We start from the raw sequence: 19,113 nt of genomic DNA, 5'->3' as shown, positions 1-19,113 counted from the left end.
CCCCCCCGCCGTGACAGTTGCCGATGCGGCGGGTACAGCGCTGCCAACGGCAAGCCGGGTTGTGGCGCTCCCGGCAACACTTCGCAAAGACGCCCGTCACGCAGTTGCTCGATCACGTGGTAGTAGGGAATCTGCACCAGGCCGAACCCGGCCTCACACGCCGCCAGGTAACCATCGGCACTGCTCACCGAAATGTGCCTGGGCAGATGCAGCTCCTCCACCTGTCCTTCCCGGAGAAACTCCAGGCCAAAGCGCCTGCCGCTGACGCTGGAAAAATACTCGACCATCCGATGCCCGGACAACGCCTCCAGCGACTGCGGCACGCCCTGCTCGCGCAGATAGGCCGGGCTGGCACAGATCAGTTGCTCGATGGTCGCCAGCGGCCGTGCCACCAGGGACTCATCCAGCACCGCGCCACCGCGCAGCACACAATCGACACCATCGCGGATCAGGTCCACGGGGCGGTCGCTCAAGCCGATCTCCAGCTCGATCAGCGGGTAACGCTCGGTGAACTCCGGCAACGCCGGGATCACGATCAGCCGGCCGATGGCCGCCGGCATGTCGACCCGCAGCGTGCCACGGGGATTCAGGCGTGACGCGCGGAACACCGCCTCGGTCTCCTCGAGATCCGCCAGCAGTTGCACGCAACGCTGGTAGTAGGCCTCGCCATCGAGGGTGGTGCTGACCTGGCGGGTGGTGCGGTGCAGCAACTGCACGCCCAGGTGCGCTTCCAGTTGTTTGACCAGGATGGTCACCGAGGCCCGCGGCAGTTGCAGGCTGTCCGCCGCCTTGGCAAAACCGCCCAGCTCGACGATCCGGGTGAACACGCGCATGGCGTTGAAACGGTCCATTGGCTATCCGTTCGTTGCATGGATTGTTTAGAAAATACTAATAGTGATAGTAACTCAAACCGCTTTATCGGCTTTTTATCGACGAACACAATGGAGCCCTCTTCACATCACCGGAGTGTCCGCGATGCAAACGCGTCAACTGGGAAAAAACGGCCCGCAGGTATCCGCGATCGGCCTGGGCTGCATGGGCATGAGCGACTTCTACACCAGTGGCAGCCACGACACCGGCGAGGCCATCGCCACCCTGCACCGCGCCCTCGAACTGGGTGTGACCCTGCTCGATACCGCCGACATCTACGGCCCTTATCGCAACGAGGAACTGATCGGCCAGGCGATCGCCGGCAAGCGCGACCAAGTGTTCCTGGCGAGCAAGTTCGGCATCCTGCGCGACCCGGCCAATCCGGCGTTGCGCGGGGTCAACGGGCGGCCGGACTACGTGCGCAGTTCCATCGACGGCACGTTGAAGCGCCTGGGCATCGAAACCCTCGACCTGTACTACCAGCACCGCGTCGATCCGGACGTGGCGATCGAGGAGACCGTTGGCGCCATGGCCGAGCTGGTCAAGGCCGGCAAGGTCCGCTACCTGGGCCTGAGCGAAGCCTCGGCGAGTACCCTGGAGCGGGCACACAAGGTTCATCCGATCAGCGCCCTGCAAAGCGAATACTCGTTGTGGAGCCGCGACCCGGAACACAACGGTTGCCTGCAGGCCTGCCAGCGCCTGGGCGTCGCATTCGTCCCCTACAGCCCGCTGGGCCGCGGCTTCCTAACCGGCGCGCTGAAAACCCCGGAGGACTTTGCCGCCGATGACTTCCGCCGCACCAACCCACGGTTCCAGGGCGAGAACTTCGCCAGGAACCTGCAACTGGTGGCGCAGGTCCAGGCGCTGGCGGCGGAGAAAGGCGTCAGCACCGGGCAGTTGGCCCTGGCCTGGGTGCTGGCTCAGGGTGATGACCTGATCCCGATTCCCGGCACCCGCCAGCGCAAGTACCTGGAGGAGAACGTCGGCGCCCTGCAGGTTCAATTGAGCGTGACCGAACTGCAGGCGCTGGACGAGGTGTTCCCGCTGGACGCGGCGGCCGGCAGTCGTTATGCGCCGGCGGTGATGCTGGGGCTCAATCGCTGAATCCCAGGCAGCCGCGACCCTGTGTGGCGAGCGGGCTTGCCCGCGCGGGCCGCCAGGCGGCCCCACGACCTGCCCCCGAGGATGACTGGCACACCGAGTCGTCGGGTTTGCGGCTGCCCTGCAGCCGAGCGCGGGCAAGCCCGCTCGCCACAGGGCTGCGACAACATCACCTCAGAAGTCGCGCTTGTAGAAGATATCCAGCGAACTGGCCACGCCACTCGCCGCCTCCAGGTACACCCGCTTGGTCAACAGGTAGCGCAAGGCGATGGTGTTGGCCGGCTCGAACACCCCGACCCCGTAGCGCAGGCTCAGTTTCTCGGTGATCTTGCCGCTGGCGACCACCGCGGTCTTGGTGCCGCTGCCCTGGGTATCCAGCTCGAAATCCTTGACGCCAAGTTTGTTCGCCAGGTCCGAGGTCACCGACGAACTGCCCATCAACCCCAGCCCCAGCGCCGCCTGGGCCAGCATGTTGTTGTCTTCTCCGGTGGTGCTCAACGGACGCCCCAGCACCAGGTAGGACAGCGCCTGCTCCTGGCTCATCGCCGGTTCCGAGAAGATCTGCGTGGTTGGCTGCTCGGCGCTGCCGCTCAGGCGGATGCCAGCGATCACATCACCGGTCTGGCGAATCGCCTCGATATCCAGATAGGGTTGGTCGACCGGCCCGGCGAACAGCAGGCGCGCACGGCGGATACTCAGGCGCTGGCCGTAGGCGCGGTAACGCCCGTCATTCAAACGCAGCTCGCCACGGGTGTCGAGGTTGTCACCGATGTGCACCTGCCCCTGCAGGGTCGCGGTCAGGCCGAAGCCACTGAAGCTGAGCCTGTCCTGCCCCACGATGACATCGATATCTATGGCGATGGCCAGCGGTGGCTTGCCCTCTTCGGTCTGGTGCCCGACGATCACCGTGTCATCGGAGACCTTCACCGTCGACGGCGGCAACTCGCGCACGGTGATCTCACCCTTGGGTACCAGCACCTTGCCGGCGATCGCCAGCTTGTCGCCATGCATCGTGATGTGCAGGTCAGGGGCCACCTGCAACGCCGCGTAGGGCTCGACGTTCACCGGCAACTGCTCGCCCTTGAGCGCGATGTCCACGGCCAGGGCTTCGGCCCAACCGATATGCCCACTCAAGCTGCCCTGCCCCGACTCACCGCCCTTCCAGTTGCCGTTGAGCTGGACATTCTCCCCGGCGATCTGCGCCTGGACCCGCAGGTCGCTGATGGTGGTCGGCAACTCCGGCCCCGACACCGTGCCATCGCTGAGCATCAGGTTGCCGTTGACCTGCGGCGCCAGCAGCCCGCCCGACAGGCGCCCGCTGCCATCCAGGCGCCCCGCGAGCTTCTCGACCATCGGCACGAACGGCCGGATCACCGCCAGGTCGAGACCACTGAGACGGAAGTCGCCGCTCAGCGGCTTGTTCTTCGCCAGCGGATTGATCTGCGCCTGGAGCATCAGTTCGCCCAGCTTGCCACCGCGAAAGTCCAGGCTGGTATCGACCCGCCGGGGGGTCAGCTCACTGGTCAGGCGGAGGGTTTCATAGGGGAAATCCAGCCACTGGCGGCGCTTCTCGCGAACACGCAGGGTGCCGCCACTGGCGTCGACCATGATCCGGCCTTTCGGGCCGCTGGCCGGCAGGTCCAGTTGCAGATCGGCGTTGAGCCGGCCCTGCCAGGCGAAGTCGCGTGGCATCCACTGCGCCAGGCTTTCCAGTGGGAACTGCTTGAGGTGCATGCGCAATCTGGGCTCAGGCGCCAGTCGCTGATCCTCGCCACACAGGCTGGCGTCACCGGAGGCCCAGCAGTGGGCGCCGAACGTCAAGCGGCCATCGGCCAGGCGCTCGAGCTTCGCCGGGGCCTGCAGCCGCCAATCCTGCCCGCCGGTACGAATGTCGCCCGAGGCCAGGCGACCGCGCCAATTGCCCCGGTCCAGGGTGCCGTCGGCCGCCAGGGCCAGCTTCAACAGCGGGCCCTGCAAGTCCAGTTTGACCTGCTGGCGCTTGAGGTCGCCGTCACCATTGACCAAGAGGTTGCCCAGATCGGTTTCGCCGACCTGGATCGCGTTGCCCTTGAGCTCCAGGCGGGCACGCTGAGCCTTGTCGAGGCTGGCCTCGAGGCTCAGGCCCTGCAGGCGATTGTCGGCGAATGCCAGTTGCTGGCCCTGCAGGCTGGCCTTGCCCTGTGGCGCCTTGAGGCTGCCGGCGACGTCGACGCGCCCCTTGAGCTGACCCCGCAACTGCGGCCAGAGCTGCCCCAGGCGTGGCAGGTTCAAGTCGAGCTGGCCGGCCAGTTGCTGCTGCAGGCGTCCGCTGCCGGTGATGCGGTTGTCGCCCAGGCGAATCTCCAGCGCACCGAGCGTCCACTGTTCGCCGCTGCCAGCGGCCTTGGCCTGCAGCACGGCCGGTTGCCCGCGCAGCTTGCCCTTGAGGTCGATATCGGCGCTCAGGTCGAGCTTGTCGTTGCGCAGCTCTCCCTTGCTGCGCAACGGCCCGGCCAGGGTGCCGGGCAACTCCGCCACCCAATAGGCGGGGTTGAGCGCGCTGAGGTCCAAGGCGGTGTCCCAGGCCACCCCATCGGCAAACTGCAACTTGAGCGAGCCCGTGGCCCTGCCCTGCCCGGCGGTCAATTCGAGCTGCGGCAGGGCAATCTGCTGCAGGTCGCCGCTGAAGGGGCTGAGCAGGCTGAAATGCCCGGCCGGGCCGTCGAGGTCGGCCTTGAAGTTGCCCAGGTAATTGCCGTCGGTGTAGTGCACTTCACCGACGAAGGTCCGCGCCTTGACCGCCGGCTCATCGATCAGCGGATACAGGCGGTGCCAGGGGAAATCCAGCCAGTCGACATTGCCGTCGACGCTGAAACCCTTCTGCCAGTCCAGTTGACCACTGACCTTCAGGTGCTGGTCGCGGCCGGCATCCAGCTCCAGCGCGGCGATCTGCGCGCCCTTGGCATCGACCCGACCGTTGAGCAGCAGGCCGACGGCCCCCTGCTCGGCCGGCAGGCTGGCCTTGCCCTGCAACTGATAACCATTCTTCAGGTCGCCCTTGCCGGTCAGTTCCAGCTGGTTGAGTTGCAAGGTATCCGGCAGGTCGGTGCTGGCCTTGAAACCGTCGGCAGTGATCCTGACCTGGGCCGGCAGGTTGTCCGCCAGGGCCTGCAACCGCCCGCTCAGTTGCCCCTGCAGATAGCCGCTGCTGTCGGCCTTGAGGTTCAGTGTCTTGAGCAGGTCGCCCTGGATATCCAGGGCCAGCGACCAGGGTGCATTGCCGGGGGCCGGCAACACCAGGCGGCCCTGCAAGGCCAGCGGCCACTGGGCCACCGGCTGCAACAGGCCGGACAGTTCCAGGTTCAGCGCGTCACGACGCACATGCAGGGTATCGATCTGCAGCCCGGCAGCGGTCCAGTGGGCTGCCAGTTGCAGCTCGCGAAACTGCTCGCTGCCATCGAGCAGCAGGCTGCCGATCCGCAGCTGGCCGAGGCGGATGCTCAGCGGCAGTTTCAGATCCGGCAGACTCAGTGGTCCGCTGTCGGTCGCCGCTTCGCTCGACGGAAAGTGCAGTTCGATCCGCTCGACATCCAGTTGATCGATGCACAGGCTCAAGCGGGCCAGGCACGGCAGCGACCAGTCGAAGCGCGGCTGGCTCAGTTCGATCCGGCTGCCATCCTGCTCCCAGCGCAACTGGTCGGCACTCCACTGCCCGCCCAGGCGGCCCTGGAAATGATCCACGGTCAGGCCTGGCACCTGCGCCAGCAGCCAACGACTGCCGCCCTGGGTTCCGAGCAGCATCGCCACGCTCACTACCACCAGCAGCACCAGGGCAACCAGCACCAGGCCAAGGATTTTCAAACCACGCGTCACAACTCAGGCCCCATGGAAAAGTGCAAACGAATACCGCCCGGATCATCCAGGGCATGGGCCAGGTCGAGACGGATCGGCCCGACCGGCGAAACCCAGCGCACGCCGATGCCGACACCGGTCTTCAGGCTGGGAAAGTCCAGGGTATTGAACGAGTTGCCCTGATCGACGAAGGTCGCGACCCGCCACTTGTCGGCAATGGAGTACTGGTACTCGAGGCTGCCGGCGACCATGTAGCGGCCACCGATCCGATCGCCCTCGGCGTTCTCCGGGGACAGGGTCTGGTACTCGTAGCCACGTACGCTCTGGTCGCCACCGGCGAAGAAACGCAACGATGGCGGTACCGACTTGTAGCCGTTGGTGGCGCTGCCACCGAACTGCACTCGACCGAGAAAACGGTGTCTGTCCCAGACCGTGGTCAGGCCCTTGAGCAAGGCGGTGCCGTACAACAGGTTGTTATCCGAACCCAGTCCTTCCTTGGCGACCTTGGCGTCGAACTGCAGGCGGTAGCCGTTGTGCGGATCGATACGGTTGTCGCTGCGCAGGTACGAGTAGCTGACGCCGGGCATCAGCAGGGTACTGAGACCGGAGTCGTCACCCAGGCGATATTCCTCGCGCTGCCATTTCAGCGAAATGACCCGCTGCCAGCCATTGGGCAGCTTGCTGTGCCATTCGGGGCCGACGGTGAGCAGCTTGCTCAGGCTGTCGGTGTTGGCCAGCTCTTCATATTGATAGCCGGCCGCCCAGCGCAGCTTGTCGGTCAGCGGCGGGTCCAGCGGATGGTCGTACCACACGCCGATGTTCTGCCGCGGCGCGGAGATTTCGCTTTCGATACCGTAGCTGTCGCCCTCACCGTTGACCCAATGTCGGGTCCAGCTGGCCTTGCCGCGCGGCCCGACGTCGGTCGAGAACCCAAGACCCAGGCCCAGGGTGCGCGGCTTGCGGGTGTCCAACTGGACATCCACCGGAATCACCTGGGCGGTGGCGGCGGTCGGCACGGCGTCGACCCGCACCCCCTCGAAGTAGCCGCTCGATTGCAGCGCCTGGTTGAGTTCGGCGATCAGTTCGGAGTCGTATGGGGCACCCGGCTTGAACGGCACCATGCGTTGCAGCAGGTCCTCGTCGAACGGCGTGTCGCCGGAGAACTGCACCTTGCCCAGGGTATAACGCGGGCCGCTGTCGTAGACCAGCTCGATATCGGCGACACCGGCCTGTGGGTCGACCAGCAGTTTCTGTGAAGTGAAACGCCCGCTGAAGAACCCGTAGCGCGAGGCCTGGTTCTGGATCAGCCGCTTGGCGTCCTCGTAATGACCATGGTTGAGCACGGCGCCAGGACGCAGCGCATCGCTCCTGGGAACACGGAAAGCCTTGAGGCTGGCGGCGGGCCCGTCGATCCGCAGCGTAACGTTGCGCAGGTGCACCGGCTCGCCGGGGTCGATATTGAGGATCAGGCGCGGCGTCTTGCCGCCCTCGACCTCGCTGTCTATGCGCGGCTGGTAGTAGCCCAGCGCCTGGGCCGCCTTCCTCGCCTGCTCCTCGGCCCCCCGGCTGAAGCGCTCGAGCGCACGCTCGCCACGATCACCGAGGCTGCCGATATAGCCTTCCACATTGGACTTCAACTCATCGTTGGCCGGTTTGACCCGAACAGCGAGTTCACTCTGTGCCAGCGCCGCCATGCTGTAGACAAGCAGGAGCAGGCCGCTGATAACTCTTCCTGAAAACGTCATAGGCGCGGATGCTACCACGGGCTGGGGACCGTCATAGAACCCCGACAGCGTTTAAAAGTTCGACACTCAAGCCGTTGCTGTTTGTAACACCTGCGGGTTGGCGTGATAAAACACGTGTTCAAGTACAGGTCCTACAGCGACCTCGCCAATTTCCTCATAACCCTGGCGCTTGTAGAACTCCAGGTAACGCGGGTTGCCCGTATCGAGGACCACCCCCTGGGAATGCTCGTCCTCGGCGCACCAGTTGTGCACTGCCGTCAACAGTTGTTCACCGTAGTGCTGGCCCTGGAATTGCGGATGAATTCCCAGCAGCGGCAGTACATGCACTGTCGTCGACGGGAGGCAGGCCAGTACCGCCTGATGATAGTCCAGGTAACGCCGGGTGCACTTGAAACCGGTACTGAGCAGCATGCGCATGCGCCAGGCCCAACTCTCGGTAATGCCCAGTCGGCGCAGAGGCGGCGCGATCAGGGCGACACCGATCAACCGGTCGTTGACCAACAGGCCAATGGCCGGCAACTCCTGGAAGAAGTGCTGCTTGACCAACTCCCGCACGGTGGCCCGCACGCGCTGCTCGTAACCGGCACGCTCGGACTCGAACAGATAGCCGAAGGTCGGCTCGTGGCGATAGGCGTGGTACAGCAGGGAGCGGGCTTCGCGCGAGTAGCCGCCGTCGAGCAGATGAATGGAGGCAGTGGTTTCTGGAGTGTCGGGCATTTCGGGCGCTCTCCCTGGACGCTGCGTGGGCAGGGTCTGCTGTCTTTTACGAACCCCGGCGCCGTCTGACAGTTCAAATCGATGACTCGGCCGACGTCTGTCAGAAACGTTAGCAGCGCATTTGCCCTATCGCCACGCTGGCCCGGATCCGACTTGTCGGCTAGCATCGCTGTTTTGCCAGGACTGCCGCCCATGAAGATCGTCTCGTTCAACATCAACGGCCTGCGCGCCCGACCCCATCAGCTGGCGGCGCTGATCGAAAAATACCAGCCGGACGTGATCGGCCTGCAGGAAACCAAGGTCTGCGACGACCAGTTTCCCCAGGCGGAAATCGAGGCCCTCGGCTACCACGTCAGCTTCCACGGGCAGAAGGGTCATTACGGCGTCGCCCTGCTCTCGCGCCAGGCGCCCCTGAGCCTGCACAAGGGCTTCGACAGCGACGACGAGGAAGCCCAGCGACGCTTTATCTGGGGCACCTTTGCCGACGGGAACGGCAACCCGCTGACCATCATGAACGGCTACTTCCCCCAGGGCGAAAGCCGCGACCACCCGACCAAGTTCCCGGCCAAGGCCAAGTTCTACCAGGACCTGCAACAACTGCTGGAGAGCCGCTTCAGCAACGACACGCCACTGGTGGTGATGGGTGACATCAACATCTCCCCCGAGGACAGCGACATCGGCATCGGCGCCGACAACGCCAAGCGCTGGCTGAAAACCGGCAAGTGCAGCTTCCTGCCGGAGGAGCGCGAATGGCTGGGGCGCCTGAAGAGCTGGGGGCTGGTGGACAGCTTCCGCCACTTGCACCCCGAGGCGAACGACCGTTTCAGCTGGTTCGACTACCGCAGCCGCGGCTTCGAGGACGAGCCCAAGCGCGGGCTGCGCATCGACGTGATCATGACTTCCAACGGCCTGCTGCCACGGGTCAAGGCCGGTGGGGTCGACTATGAGCTGCGCGGGATGGAAAAGCCATCCGATCATGCGCCGATCTGGCTGGAACTGAGCTGATTCACGCATTAACAACCTGCCCGCCCCTGTGGGGGATTCCATGGTTTGGGGCAAGACTTGATGGCCTATTCACGGCGATCCGACGCTTCGGTGAGTCCTGCTCCCCCACGGTACGGGCCAGGCGCCGTCACTGTGGGAGGCGGCCGGGCGGCGCTCCGCTTGCTGGCGATGGCGCCGGTTCAATCGATCATGGTGTCGACTGTCGGGACGCTATCGCCAGCAAGCCGGCTGCCACCAGAATCCCTTCGGGCGCATCGTCATCTTTCTGCAATCTAACTGACTCATTCTTGCAGCACTCCTGTTTCCACAAGGTGCCGCCCCATGCCGCGCGCGCTCTACCTGCTGCTTCTCTGCGCCCTGCCTTGCATGGCCCAGGCCAACCTCCCCGCGCCACCCGACGATGGCCTGGTGTTGCGCATCCAGGGTTCCAATACCATCGGTGCCACGCTCGGACCGGCGCTGGTCAGGGGCTGGCTGGTCGAACAGGGCCTGCACGGCGTACATGACGCCGCCACCGGCAAGGACAACGAACAGCGGGTCCTGGCAACGACCGCGCAGGGGCGACGGGTCCGGGTGGAAGTCGCCGCCCATGGCTCCAGCACCGGTTTTGCCGCCCTCAAGGCCGGTACCGCCGACCTGGCCGCCGCTTCCCGTCCCATCAAGGACAGCGAACGCCAGACCCTGGAAAACCTCGGCGACCTGAAAAGTCCCGAAGCCGAACAGGTGATCGCCATCGATGGCGTGGCGATCATCCTGCATCCGCACAACCCGCTGGCGCAGCTCGACACCGGCACCCTGGCGCGAATCTTCGCCGGCGAAGTGAAAACCTGGGAGGAACTCGGCGGCACCGGCGGAGCGATCCACCTGTACGCCCGTGATGACCAGTCCGGCACCTGGGACACCTTCCGCGAGCTGGTCCTGGCGCGACACGGCAAGACGCTGGGCCACGTGGCCAAGCGCTTCGAGTCCAGCGAGCAGTTGTCGGATGCCGTGAGCCAGGACCGGGCCGGCATCGGTTTCATCGGTCTGCCCTACGTACGCCAGGCCAGGGCCGTGGCGATCGTCGATGGCGACTCGCAACCGATGCTGCCGCTCGCCAGCCTGATCGCCACCGAGGATTATCCGCTGTCACGCCGGCTGTTCTTCTACCTGCCGCCAAACGGCGGCAATCCGTGGGCCCGGTCACTGGTGCAATTCGCCCAGAGCCGGGCCGGCCAGGCGATCGTCGCCAGCAACGGTTTCATCGCCCAGACGGTGCAGGCGATGCCGGTGCAGGCCAGTGCGCAGATGCCGGGCGATTACCAGGCGCTCGCCAGGCAGGCCCAGCGCCTGTCGGTGAATTTCCGTTTCGAGGAAGGCAGCGCCAGTCTGGACAACAAGGCCCGCCAGGATCTGCAGCGGGTGCTCGACTACCTGCGTGACCGTGGCAAGCTGAACGACCGGGTCACACTGGTGGGATTCGGTGATGCCAAGAGCGACCCGGAACGAGCCCGGTTGCTGTCCCGGCTGCGGGCCATGGCGGTACGCCGGGAGTTGCTCAAGGGTGGCGTGGTATTTCGCGACATCCTCGGCTTCGGCGAGCAGATGCCGGTGGCGGCCAATACCGCCGATGAGGGCCGGATCAAGAACCGTCGGGTCGAGGTGTGGGTTTACTGATCGACGGGCTCCCGTCCGGCCGACATTTGTGGCGAGCGGGCTTGTCGGGACGCCGCACCGCCGCGCCGGGCAGCGAAACGGCCCCGAACCCGGCAGCATCAATCTGCCTGGTACACCGCGGACTCAGGTTTCAGGGCTGCTGCGCACCCCAGCGCGGGCAAGCCCGCTCGCCACAAAAGCCGTTCGCCAGCGGGCCCACTCAGGAAGGAGAGCTCGCCACAAGGGTTCACTCAATCAACGCGGCGAGCGCAGCATCTCCCGCGGCACATACTTGCCGATCTCGTACTTGCCGATCGCCGCCCGGTGCACCTCGTCCGGCCCATCGGCCAGGCGCAGGGTGCGTTGCATCGCGTACATGTAGGCCAGCGGGAAATCGTTGGACACCCCCGCCCCGCCATGGATCTGGATCGCCCGGTCGATGACCTTCAGGGCCACGTTCGGCGCCACCACCTTGATCTGGGCGATCTCGCTCTTGGCCACCTTGTTGCCCACGGTATCCATCATGTACGCCGCCTTCAGGGTGAGCAGACGGGCCATGTCGATTTCCATCCGCGAGTCGGCGATCTTGTCGATGTTGCCACCCAGGCGTGCCAGCGGCTTGCCGAACGCGGTGCGGTTGACCGAACGCTTGCACATCAACTCCAGCGCCCGCTCGGCCATGCCGATCGAACGCATGCAGTGGTGAATCCGCCCAGGGCCCAGACGTCCCTGGGCGATCTCGAAACCACGGCCCTCGCCCAGCAGCACGTTCTCGTAGGGCACCCGCACATTCTCGAACAGCACCTCGGCGTGACCATGTGGCGCATCGTCGTAACCGAACACCGGCAGCGGGCGCAGAATCTTCACACCGGGCGTGTCGACCGGTACCAGGATCATCGAATGCTGCTGGTGACGCGGCGCATCCGGGTTGCTCAGGCCCATGAAAATGAGAATCTTGCAGCGCGGATCGCAGGCACCCGAGGTCCACCACTTCTTGCCGTTGATCACCCACTCGTCGCCATCGCGCACGGCGCGGGCCGCCATGTTGGTGGCATCCGACGACGCCACGTCCGGCTCGGTCATGGCGAACGCCGAGCGGATCTCGCCACGCAGCAGCGGTTCCAGCCAGCGCTGCTTCTGCTCTTCATTGGCGTAGCGCACCAGCACTTCCATGTTGCCGGTGTCCGGTGCCGAGCAGTTGAACGGTTCCGGGCCCAGCAGCGAACGCCCCATGATTTCCGCCAGCGGTGCGTATTCCAGGTTGGTCAGCCCCGCCCCCAGTTCCGACTCCGGCAGGAACAGGTTCCACAGGCCTTCGGCGCGAGCACGGGCCTTGAGTTCCTCCATGATCGCGGTGGGCTGCCAGCGATCGCCCTCGGCGACCTGCCGCTCGAACACCGGTTCGGCCGGATAGACATAGGTGTCCATGAACGCGGTGACACGCTCACGCAGTTCCTGGACCTTGGGCGAATAGGCGAAATCCATGGGCAGCTACCTTCTTGAACAGGTGGTTGGAGACATGGGATCGATGCTAGTACTGGCTACGAAAATTTACCAAAGCTATTCTCGGCGTGTATTAACATTCATCACCGATATATGATCGGCTGATCGAATACTGACAATAAGAGCGCCGCGAAATGAATCTGAGCAAGGTCGACCTCAATCTTTTCATCGTCTTCGACGCCATCTACACCGAAGCCAACCTGACCCGCGCCGGGCAGATCGTCGGCATCACCCAGCCGGCGGTATCCAACGCCCTGGCGCGCCTGCGGGAAACCTTCAACGACCCGCTGTTCGTGCGCACCGCCCAGGGCATGGTGCCCACGCCAATGGCGCAGAACATCATCGGCCCGGTGCGCAACGCGCTGTCGCTGCTGCGCACCTCGGTCCAGGAAAGCCGCATTTTCAACCCGCTGCAGGCGAACAAGACCTACCGCATCAGCATGACCGATCTCACCGAGGCGGTGATCCTGCCGCCGCTGTTCCAGCGCCTGCGCCGCCTGGCGCCGACCGTGGCGATCGAGAGTTTCCTGTCCAAGCGCCGCGAGACCACCAAGGAACTGGCCGCCGGGCGCATCGACTTCGCCGTCGACGCGCCGCTCAACACCGACCCGCAGGTGCGCCACGTACGACTGATGGAGGACCACTATGTCTGTGCCATGCGCAAGGGCCATCCACAGGCGGGCAAGGACAGGCTGACCCTGGACGACTACCTGGGACTGACCCACATCCATATCTCCAGCCGGCGCAACGGTCTGGGCTACGTCGACCTGGCCCTGGGCAAGATGGGCATCCAGCGCAAGATCGCCCTGCGCTCGCAACACTACCTGATGGCCTCGCAGGTGCTGCAGCAGACCGACATGGTCATGACCGTGCCGGAGCGCTTCGCCCGCCGGCACGAACTGCACTACTTCCAACTGCCGGTCAACGACGTGCCGCCGGTGGAAACCCACCTCTACTGGCACGAAAGCACCGACCAGGACCCGGCCAACCGCTGGATGCGCGAGCAGATCATCGAGCTGTGCCAGCAGGTCACCGCACACGAGAAGAAACTCGACAAGGCCTGAGGGCGCCTGTGGCGAGCGGGCTTGCCCGCGCTGGGGAGCGCAGCTCCCCTCACCCTCCTGAGGACACACCCGTTGCCCGCACGCCCGCCAGCTTGACGTATACGTCAACCAGCCTTTAGTTTATCCCCCATGCCCCTCCCCGAGCGCCCTCATGAGCAGCCAGACCTACAGCATCTCCGACCTCGCCCGCGAGCTCGACATCACCACTCGCGCCATTCGCTTCTATGAGGAACAGGGCATGCTCGCCCCCGAGCGCCGTGGCCTGGAACGTGTCTACTCGGGTCGCGACAAGGTGACCCTGAAATTGATCCTGCGCGGCAAGCGCATCGGCTTCTCCCTCGCCGAGTGCCGCGAACTGATCGAGTTGTACGACCCGTCCGGCGGCAACCAGAAGCAGCTCAACAGCATGCTGGCGAAAATCGCCGAACGCCGCGCCCAACTGGAGCAGCAACTGCTGGACATCGAACAGATGAAACTGGAACTCGACACCGCCGAGGAGCGCTGCATCCAGGCGCTGGCCCAGACCCTCGAATGACCAGACACCACCTCCCACCAGGAACACCGCGGCAGAGCCCGACAGTCAAGGCAGCCCCCCACATTCAACAAGGTAACCGCCCATGTCCCTACCCACCCACGTACGCCTGGTCGAAGTCGGCCCCCGCGACGGCCTGCAGAACGAAGCCCAGCCCATCAGCGTCACCGACAAGGTACGCCTGGTCGACCGCCTCACCGAGGCCGGCCTGGGCTATATCGAGGTCGGCAGCTTCGTCTCGCCCAAATGGGTACCGCAGATGGCCGGTTCCGCCGAAGTCTTCGCCGGCATCCAGCGCAAGCCCGGGGTGACCTATGCCGCCCTGGCGCCCAACCTGCGCGGCTTCGAGGATGCCGTGACGGCCGGGGTGAAGGAAGTGGCGGTGTTCGCCGCCGCGTCCGAGGCCTTTTCCCAGCGCAACATCAACTGCTCCATCCGCGAAAGCCTCGAGCGCTTCACGCCGATCATGGACGCCGCCCGCCAGCACGGCGTGACCGTGCGTGGCTATGTGTCCTGCGTACTGGGTTGCCCGTATGAAGGCACGGTAGCCGCCGAGCAGGTCGCCGTGGTCGCCCGCGAACTGTATGCCATGGGCTGCTACGAAGTGTCCCTGGGCGACACCATCGGCACCGGCACTCCCGGCGCCACCCGACGGATGTTCGAAGTGGTGTCCGCCAGCGTTCCGCGGGAAAAGCTCGCCGGGCACTTCCACGATACCTACGGCCAGGCCATGGCCAACGTCTATGCCAGCCTGCTCGAAGGCATCCAGGTGTTCGACAGCTCGATCGCCGGCCTCGGCGGCTGCCCTTACGCCAAGGGCGCCAGCGGTAACGTTGCCACCGAAGACGTGCTCTACATGCTCGACGGCCTGGGTATCAGCACCGGTGTCGACCTCGATCGCCTGCTGCTGGCCGGCCAGGAAATCTGCGGCGTGCTCGGTCGTGCTACCGGGTCGCGGGTCGCACGAGCGCGACAGGCGGGTTGAGTGTGTCAGGGTGTTACCGGCTGGAAACACAAACGAGTAACACGGGAACAGATTTGGCGATTCCGCCGACGGAAGATTGTCCTACAAAATCATCAAGCCATTGATTTTAAAGGATTTTAAAAAGTTGGCACGCCACCTGCTATATCTCTGGCATAACAAGAACAAAAAGCAGCAAACCAATAAAAATAAGACGTAACGACTCTGACATAACAAGAACAACACGGCAGAGACGCAGCTAACAGATTCTTTTGGAGCAGGTGTGCTTTCAGGGAACCTCCGGGTCACCCGCAACCGGGCAGAGAACAATAAAACTACCTCAAGGTAGCTCCCGAACTGGTTGGATCTCCTGATAAGGCAGGTCAGCGCTCAAAAAAATATGTTTGCTCTTGACCCCGGATGGGGGTCGCACAAAAACAGCGGTAAAGGGCCACGGTTGACAAAAACAACAATAGACCGCCCCTCAATAACAAGAAAAGAGCATACAAAACGCATTCAAGGGGAGCTTCGGCTCCCCTTCGTGTTTCTGCATTTCGGCCATTTCCCTGCGCTACCCCACTCCCCCGCGAACCCAGCTCATTTCGTCGCCCTTGGCCGATTGACAGCCAACGCCATCAGGCTTACGTTAACGTAAAGGTAAGCAAAAACGCACACCCGACTTACCCACTTCCCATAACAAAAGGCGACCCCATGAGCTACCCGACCCTGAACTTCGACCTCGGCGAAACCCTCGACATGCTTCGTGATCAGGTGCAGGGCTTCGTCGCCCGGGAACTGGCCCCACGGGCCGCACAGATCGACGCGGACAACCTGTTCCCGGCCGACATGTGGCGCAAGTTCGGCGAAATGGGGCTGCTGGGTATCACCGTAGCAGAGGAATACGGCGGCGCCGGTCTCGGTTACCTGGCTCACGTCGTGGCCATGGAAGAAATCAGCCGTGGCTCGGCTTCGGTCGCCCTCTCCTACGGCGCCCACTCCAACCTGTGCGTCAACCAGATCAACCGCAATGGCAACCACGCTCAGAAAAGCAAGTACCTGCCCCAACTGATCAGCGGCGAACATGTCGGCGCCCTGGCCATGAGCGAACCCAACGCCGGCTCCGACGTGGTGTCGATGAAACTGCGCGCCGACAAGCGCGGCGACCGTTTCGTCCTCAACGGCAGCAAGACCTGGATCACCAACGGCCCCGATGCCAACACCTACGTGATCTACGCCAAGACCGACCTGGACAAGGGCCCCCACGGCATCACCGCGTTCATCGTCGAGCGCGACTGGAAAGGCTTCAGCCGCAGCAACAAGTTCGACAAGCTGGGCATGCGCGGCTCCAACACCTGCGAACTGTTCTTCGATGACGTCGAAGTGCCCGAGGAAAACATCCTCGGCACGCTCAACGGCGGCGTGAAGGTACTGATGAGCGGCCTGGACTACGAGCGCGTGGTACTGGCCGGCGGCCCGACCGGGATCATGCAGGCCTGCATGGACCTGGTGCTGCCCTACATCCACGACCGCAAGCAGTTCGGCCAGAGCATCGGCGAGTTCCAACTGATCCAGGGCAAGGTCGCCGACATGTACACCCAGCTCAACGCCAGCCGCGCCTACCTGTATGCCGTGGCCCGCGCCTGCGAACGTGGCGAGACCGCCCGCAAGGACGCTGCCGGGGTGATCCTCTACACCGCCGAACGCGCGACCCAGATGGCCCTGGAAGCGATCCAGATTCTCGGCGGCAACGGCTACATCAACGAATTCCCCGCCGGCCGCCTGTTGCGTGACGCCAAGCTCTACGAGATCGGCGCCGGCACCAGCGAGATCCGCCGGATGCTGATCGGCCGCGAACTGTTCAACGAAACCCGCTGAGGGGCGCGCACATGGCAATCCTGCATACGCAACTCAACCCGCGCTCGGCCGAGTTCACAGGCAACCGCGCGGCGATGCTCGAACAGGTCGGCGCCCTGCGCACGCTGCTCGCCCAGATCCGCCAGGGTGGCGGGCCCAAGGCCCAGGAGCGGCACACCTCGCGGGGAAAACTGCTGCCCCGCGAACGGATCAACCGTCTGCTCGACCCCGGCTCGCCGTTCCTGGAAATCAGCCAACTGGCGGCCCATGAGGTGTATGGCGAAGACGTCCCGGCCGCCGGGGTGATTGCCGGCATCGGTCGCGTCGAGGGGGTCGAGTGCATGATCGTGGCCAACGACGCCACGGTCAAAGGCGGCTCCTACTACCCGCTCACCGTGAAAAAACACCTGCGCGCCCAGGCCATCGCCCAGCAGAACCGCCTGCCGTGCATCTACCTGGTCGACTCCGGCGGCGCCAACCTGCCGCGCCAGGACGAGGTGTTCCCGGACCGCGAGCACTTCGGACGGATCTTCTTCAACCAGGCCAACATGAGCGCCCAGGGCATCCCGCAGATCGCCGTGGTGATGGGTTCCTGCACCGCCGGTGGCGCCTATGTGCCGGCGATGGCCGACGAAACCATCATGGTCCGCCAGCAGGCGACCATCTTCCTCGCCGGCCCGCCACTGGTGAAGGCCGCCACCGGTGAGGTGGTCAGTGCCGAGGAGCTCGGCGGCGCCGATGTGCACTGCAAGGTCTCCGGGGTGGCCGACCACTACGCCGACAACGACGAACATGCCCTGGCCCTGGCCCGACGCAGCGTCGCCAACCTCAACTGGCGCAAGCTCGGCGAACTGCAGCAACGCGCGCCGATCGCGCCGAACTACCCGGCCGACGAGCTGTACGGAGTGATTCCGGCCGATGCCAAGCAACCGTTCGATGTGCGCGAAGTGATCGCCCGGCTGGTGGACGGTTCGGTGCTCGACGAATTCAAGGCGCTGTTCGGCACCACCCTGGTCTGCGGCTTCGCCCACCTGCACGGCTATCCGGTGGCGATCCTGGCGAACAACGGCATCCTCTTCGCCGAAGCGGCGCAGAAAGGCGCGCACTTCATCGAACTGGCCTGCCAGCGTGGCATCCCGCTGCTGTTCCTGCAGAACATCACCGGCTTCATGGTCGGCCAGAAGTACGAAGCCGGCGGTATCGCCAAGCACGGCGCCAAGCTGGTCACCGCGGTGGCCTGCGCCAAGGTGCCGAAGTTCACCGTGATCATCGGCGGCAGCTTCGGCGCCGGCAACTACGGCATGTGCGGGCGGGCCTACGATCCGCGCTTCCTGTGGATGTGGCCGAACGCGCGGATCGGCGTGATGGGCGCCGAACAGGCGGCGGGCGTGCTGGTGCAGGTCAAGCGCGAGCAGAGCGAGCGCAGCGGCCAGGCCTTCAGCGCGCAGCAGGAAGCCGAAATCAGACAACCGATTCTCGACCAGTACGAGCACCAGGGCCATCCCTACTACTCCAGCGCCCGCCTGTGGGATGACGGCGTGATCGATCCGGCCCAGACCCGCGACATCCTCGGCCTGGCCCTCTCGGCGGCGCTCAATGCACCGATCGAGCCGAGCCGGTTTGGGGTGTTCCGCATGTAGACGGGATGTCGGCGGTACCGCACCACCCTTTGCGGCATCGCGCCCCTTTTGCAGGAGCCGGGCTTGTCGGGGCGCCGAACCGCCGCGAAGCCTTTGGCGATCTCAAGGGGCCATTCGCGGGCAAGCCCGGCTCCTACAGAGCGTGTCCAGGCAGCTCACCTCCGCAACCCCTTAGACAAGGCAGCAACCACGCAGCACAGGACCCATCACCATGACCGACTTCAACACCCTGGAACTGCACACCGATCCCCGCGGCTTCGCCACCCTCTGGCTCAGCCGCGAAAGCAAGAACAACGCGTTCAACGCCGAGATGATCCGCGAACTGATCCTCGCGCTGGATCAGGTCCAGGCCGACCCAACCCTGCGCTTCCTGCTGCTGCGTGCCCGTGGCCGGCACTTCAGCGCCGGCGCCGACCTGGCCTGGATGCAGCAATCGGCCGAACTGGACTACCACACCAACCTTGACGATGCCCGCGAACTGGCTGAACTGATGTACAACCTGGCCCGGCTGAAGGTGCCCACCCTGGCCGTGGTGCAGGGCGCGGCCTATGGCGGTGCCCTGGGCCTGATCAGTTGCTGCGACATGGCCATCGGTGCCGAAGATGCTCAGTTCTGCCTGTCGGAAGTGCGCATCGGCCTGGCCCCGGCGGTGATC

General features: G+C 64.7%; 14 protein-coding genes. 9 read left to right on the top strand and 5 right to left on the bottom strand.

From position 1 onward, the window contains the following. The coding region (locus K675_RS0121515; protein WP_017905538.1) for a LysR family transcriptional regulator at positions 1–851 on the bottom strand (851 nt) is incomplete at its 3' end. Between the two features lie 124 nt (positions 852–975). On the opposite strand from K675_RS0121515, the gene K675_RS0121510 reads away from it, so the two are divergent. Then, positions 976–1,974 carry an aldo/keto reductase gene (locus K675_RS0121510; protein WP_017905537.1) on the top strand — a complete coding sequence of 333 codons (999 nt, stop codon included), beginning with the start codon at positions 976–978 and terminating at the stop codon, positions 1,972–1,974. Between the two features lie 171 nt (positions 1,975–2,145). On the opposite strand, the gene K675_RS0121505 is transcribed toward K675_RS0121510, so the two are convergent. The 3 genes from K675_RS0121505 to K675_RS0121495 form a co-directional block, all read right to left on the bottom strand. Then, positions 2,146–5,823 carry a translocation/assembly module TamB domain-containing protein gene (locus K675_RS0121505; protein WP_026145411.1) on the bottom strand — a complete coding sequence of 1,226 codons (3,678 nt, stop codon included), beginning with the start codon at positions 5,821–5,823 and terminating at the stop codon, positions 2,146–2,148. After that, complete coding sequence (locus tag K675_RS0121500; protein WP_026145410.1) at positions 5,820–7,547, bottom strand: autotransporter assembly complex protein TamA; 1,728 nt, start codon at positions 7,545–7,547, stop codon at positions 5,820–5,822. Before K675_RS0121500 ends, K675_RS0121505 begins: the two co-directional genes overlap by 4 nt. 66 nt (positions 7,548–7,613) lie before the next feature. Then, on the bottom strand, positions 7,614–8,264 hold the full coding sequence (locus K675_RS0121495; RefSeq protein WP_017905534.1) for a GNAT family N-acetyltransferase: 651 nt from the start codon (positions 8,262–8,264) through the stop codon (positions 7,614–7,616). Positions 8,265–8,456: 192 nt separating this feature from the next. Between K675_RS0121495 and xthA the strand changes: the two genes are divergently transcribed. Continuing rightward, complete coding sequence (gene xthA, locus K675_RS0121490) at positions 8,457–9,269, top strand: exodeoxyribonuclease III (protein WP_017905533.1); 813 nt, start codon at positions 8,457–8,459, stop codon at positions 9,267–9,269. Between the two features lie 321 nt (positions 9,270–9,590). Further along, the gene (locus K675_RS0121485; protein ID WP_017905532.1) at positions 9,591–10,925 is read left to right on the top strand and encodes a substrate-binding domain-containing protein; all 1,335 of its coding nucleotides are present in this window, start codon (positions 9,591–9,593) and stop codon (positions 10,923–10,925) included. A 234-nt stretch (positions 10,926–11,159) separates the two neighbouring features. Here K675_RS0121485 and K675_RS0121480 read toward each other — a convergent pair whose 3' ends face one another. Next, the gene (locus K675_RS0121480; RefSeq protein WP_017905531.1) at positions 11,160–12,389 is read right to left on the bottom strand and encodes an acyl-CoA dehydrogenase; all 1,230 of its coding nucleotides are present in this window, start codon (positions 12,387–12,389) and stop codon (positions 11,160–11,162) included. A 152-nt stretch (positions 12,390–12,541) separates the two neighbouring features. Between K675_RS0121480 and K675_RS0121475 the strand changes: the two genes are divergently transcribed. The 6 genes from K675_RS0121475 to K675_RS0121450 all read left to right on the top strand — a co-directional run. Continuing rightward, positions 12,542–13,471 (top strand): LysR family transcriptional regulator, encoded by a 930-nt coding sequence (locus K675_RS0121475; RefSeq protein ID WP_017905530.1) that lies wholly within the window; start codon positions 12,542–12,544, stop codon positions 13,469–13,471. Between the two features lie 151 nt (positions 13,472–13,622). Next, positions 13,623–14,006 (top strand): MerR family transcriptional regulator, encoded by a 384-nt coding sequence (locus tag K675_RS0121470; RefSeq protein WP_017905529.1) that lies wholly within the window; start codon positions 13,623–13,625, stop codon positions 14,004–14,006. Between the two features lie 82 nt (positions 14,007–14,088). After that, positions 14,089–14,988, top strand: coding sequence for a hydroxymethylglutaryl-CoA lyase (locus tag K675_RS0121465; RefSeq protein ID WP_017905528.1), 900 nt, complete (start codon positions 14,089–14,091; stop codon positions 14,986–14,988). 687 nt (positions 14,989–15,675) lie between these two features. Further along, positions 15,676–16,839 carry an isovaleryl-CoA dehydrogenase gene (locus K675_RS0121460; protein ID WP_017905527.1) on the top strand — a complete coding sequence of 388 codons (1,164 nt, stop codon included), beginning with the start codon at positions 15,676–15,678 and terminating at the stop codon, positions 16,837–16,839. An 11-nt stretch (positions 16,840–16,850) separates the two neighbouring features. Beyond that, positions 16,851–18,458 carry a carboxyl transferase domain-containing protein gene (locus K675_RS0121455; protein ID WP_017905526.1) on the top strand — a complete coding sequence of 536 codons (1,608 nt, stop codon included), beginning with the start codon at positions 16,851–16,853 and terminating at the stop codon, positions 18,456–18,458. A 211-nt stretch (positions 18,459–18,669) separates the two neighbouring features. Further along, on the top strand, positions 18,670–19,113 hold a 444-nt coding region (locus tag K675_RS0121450; protein WP_017905525.1), incomplete at its 3' end, for an enoyl-CoA hydratase-related protein.

Origin of the sequence: Pseudomonas fuscovaginae SE-1 (assembly GCF_000364705.1) — a bacterium.
In the GTDB taxonomy this organism is placed as follows: Bacteria; Pseudomonadota; Gammaproteobacteria; order Pseudomonadales; family Pseudomonadaceae; genus Aquipseudomonas; species Aquipseudomonas fuscovaginae_A.
Note: the sequence above shows the minus strand (reverse complement) of the source record. Positions and strands in the feature narration are given on the sequence as shown.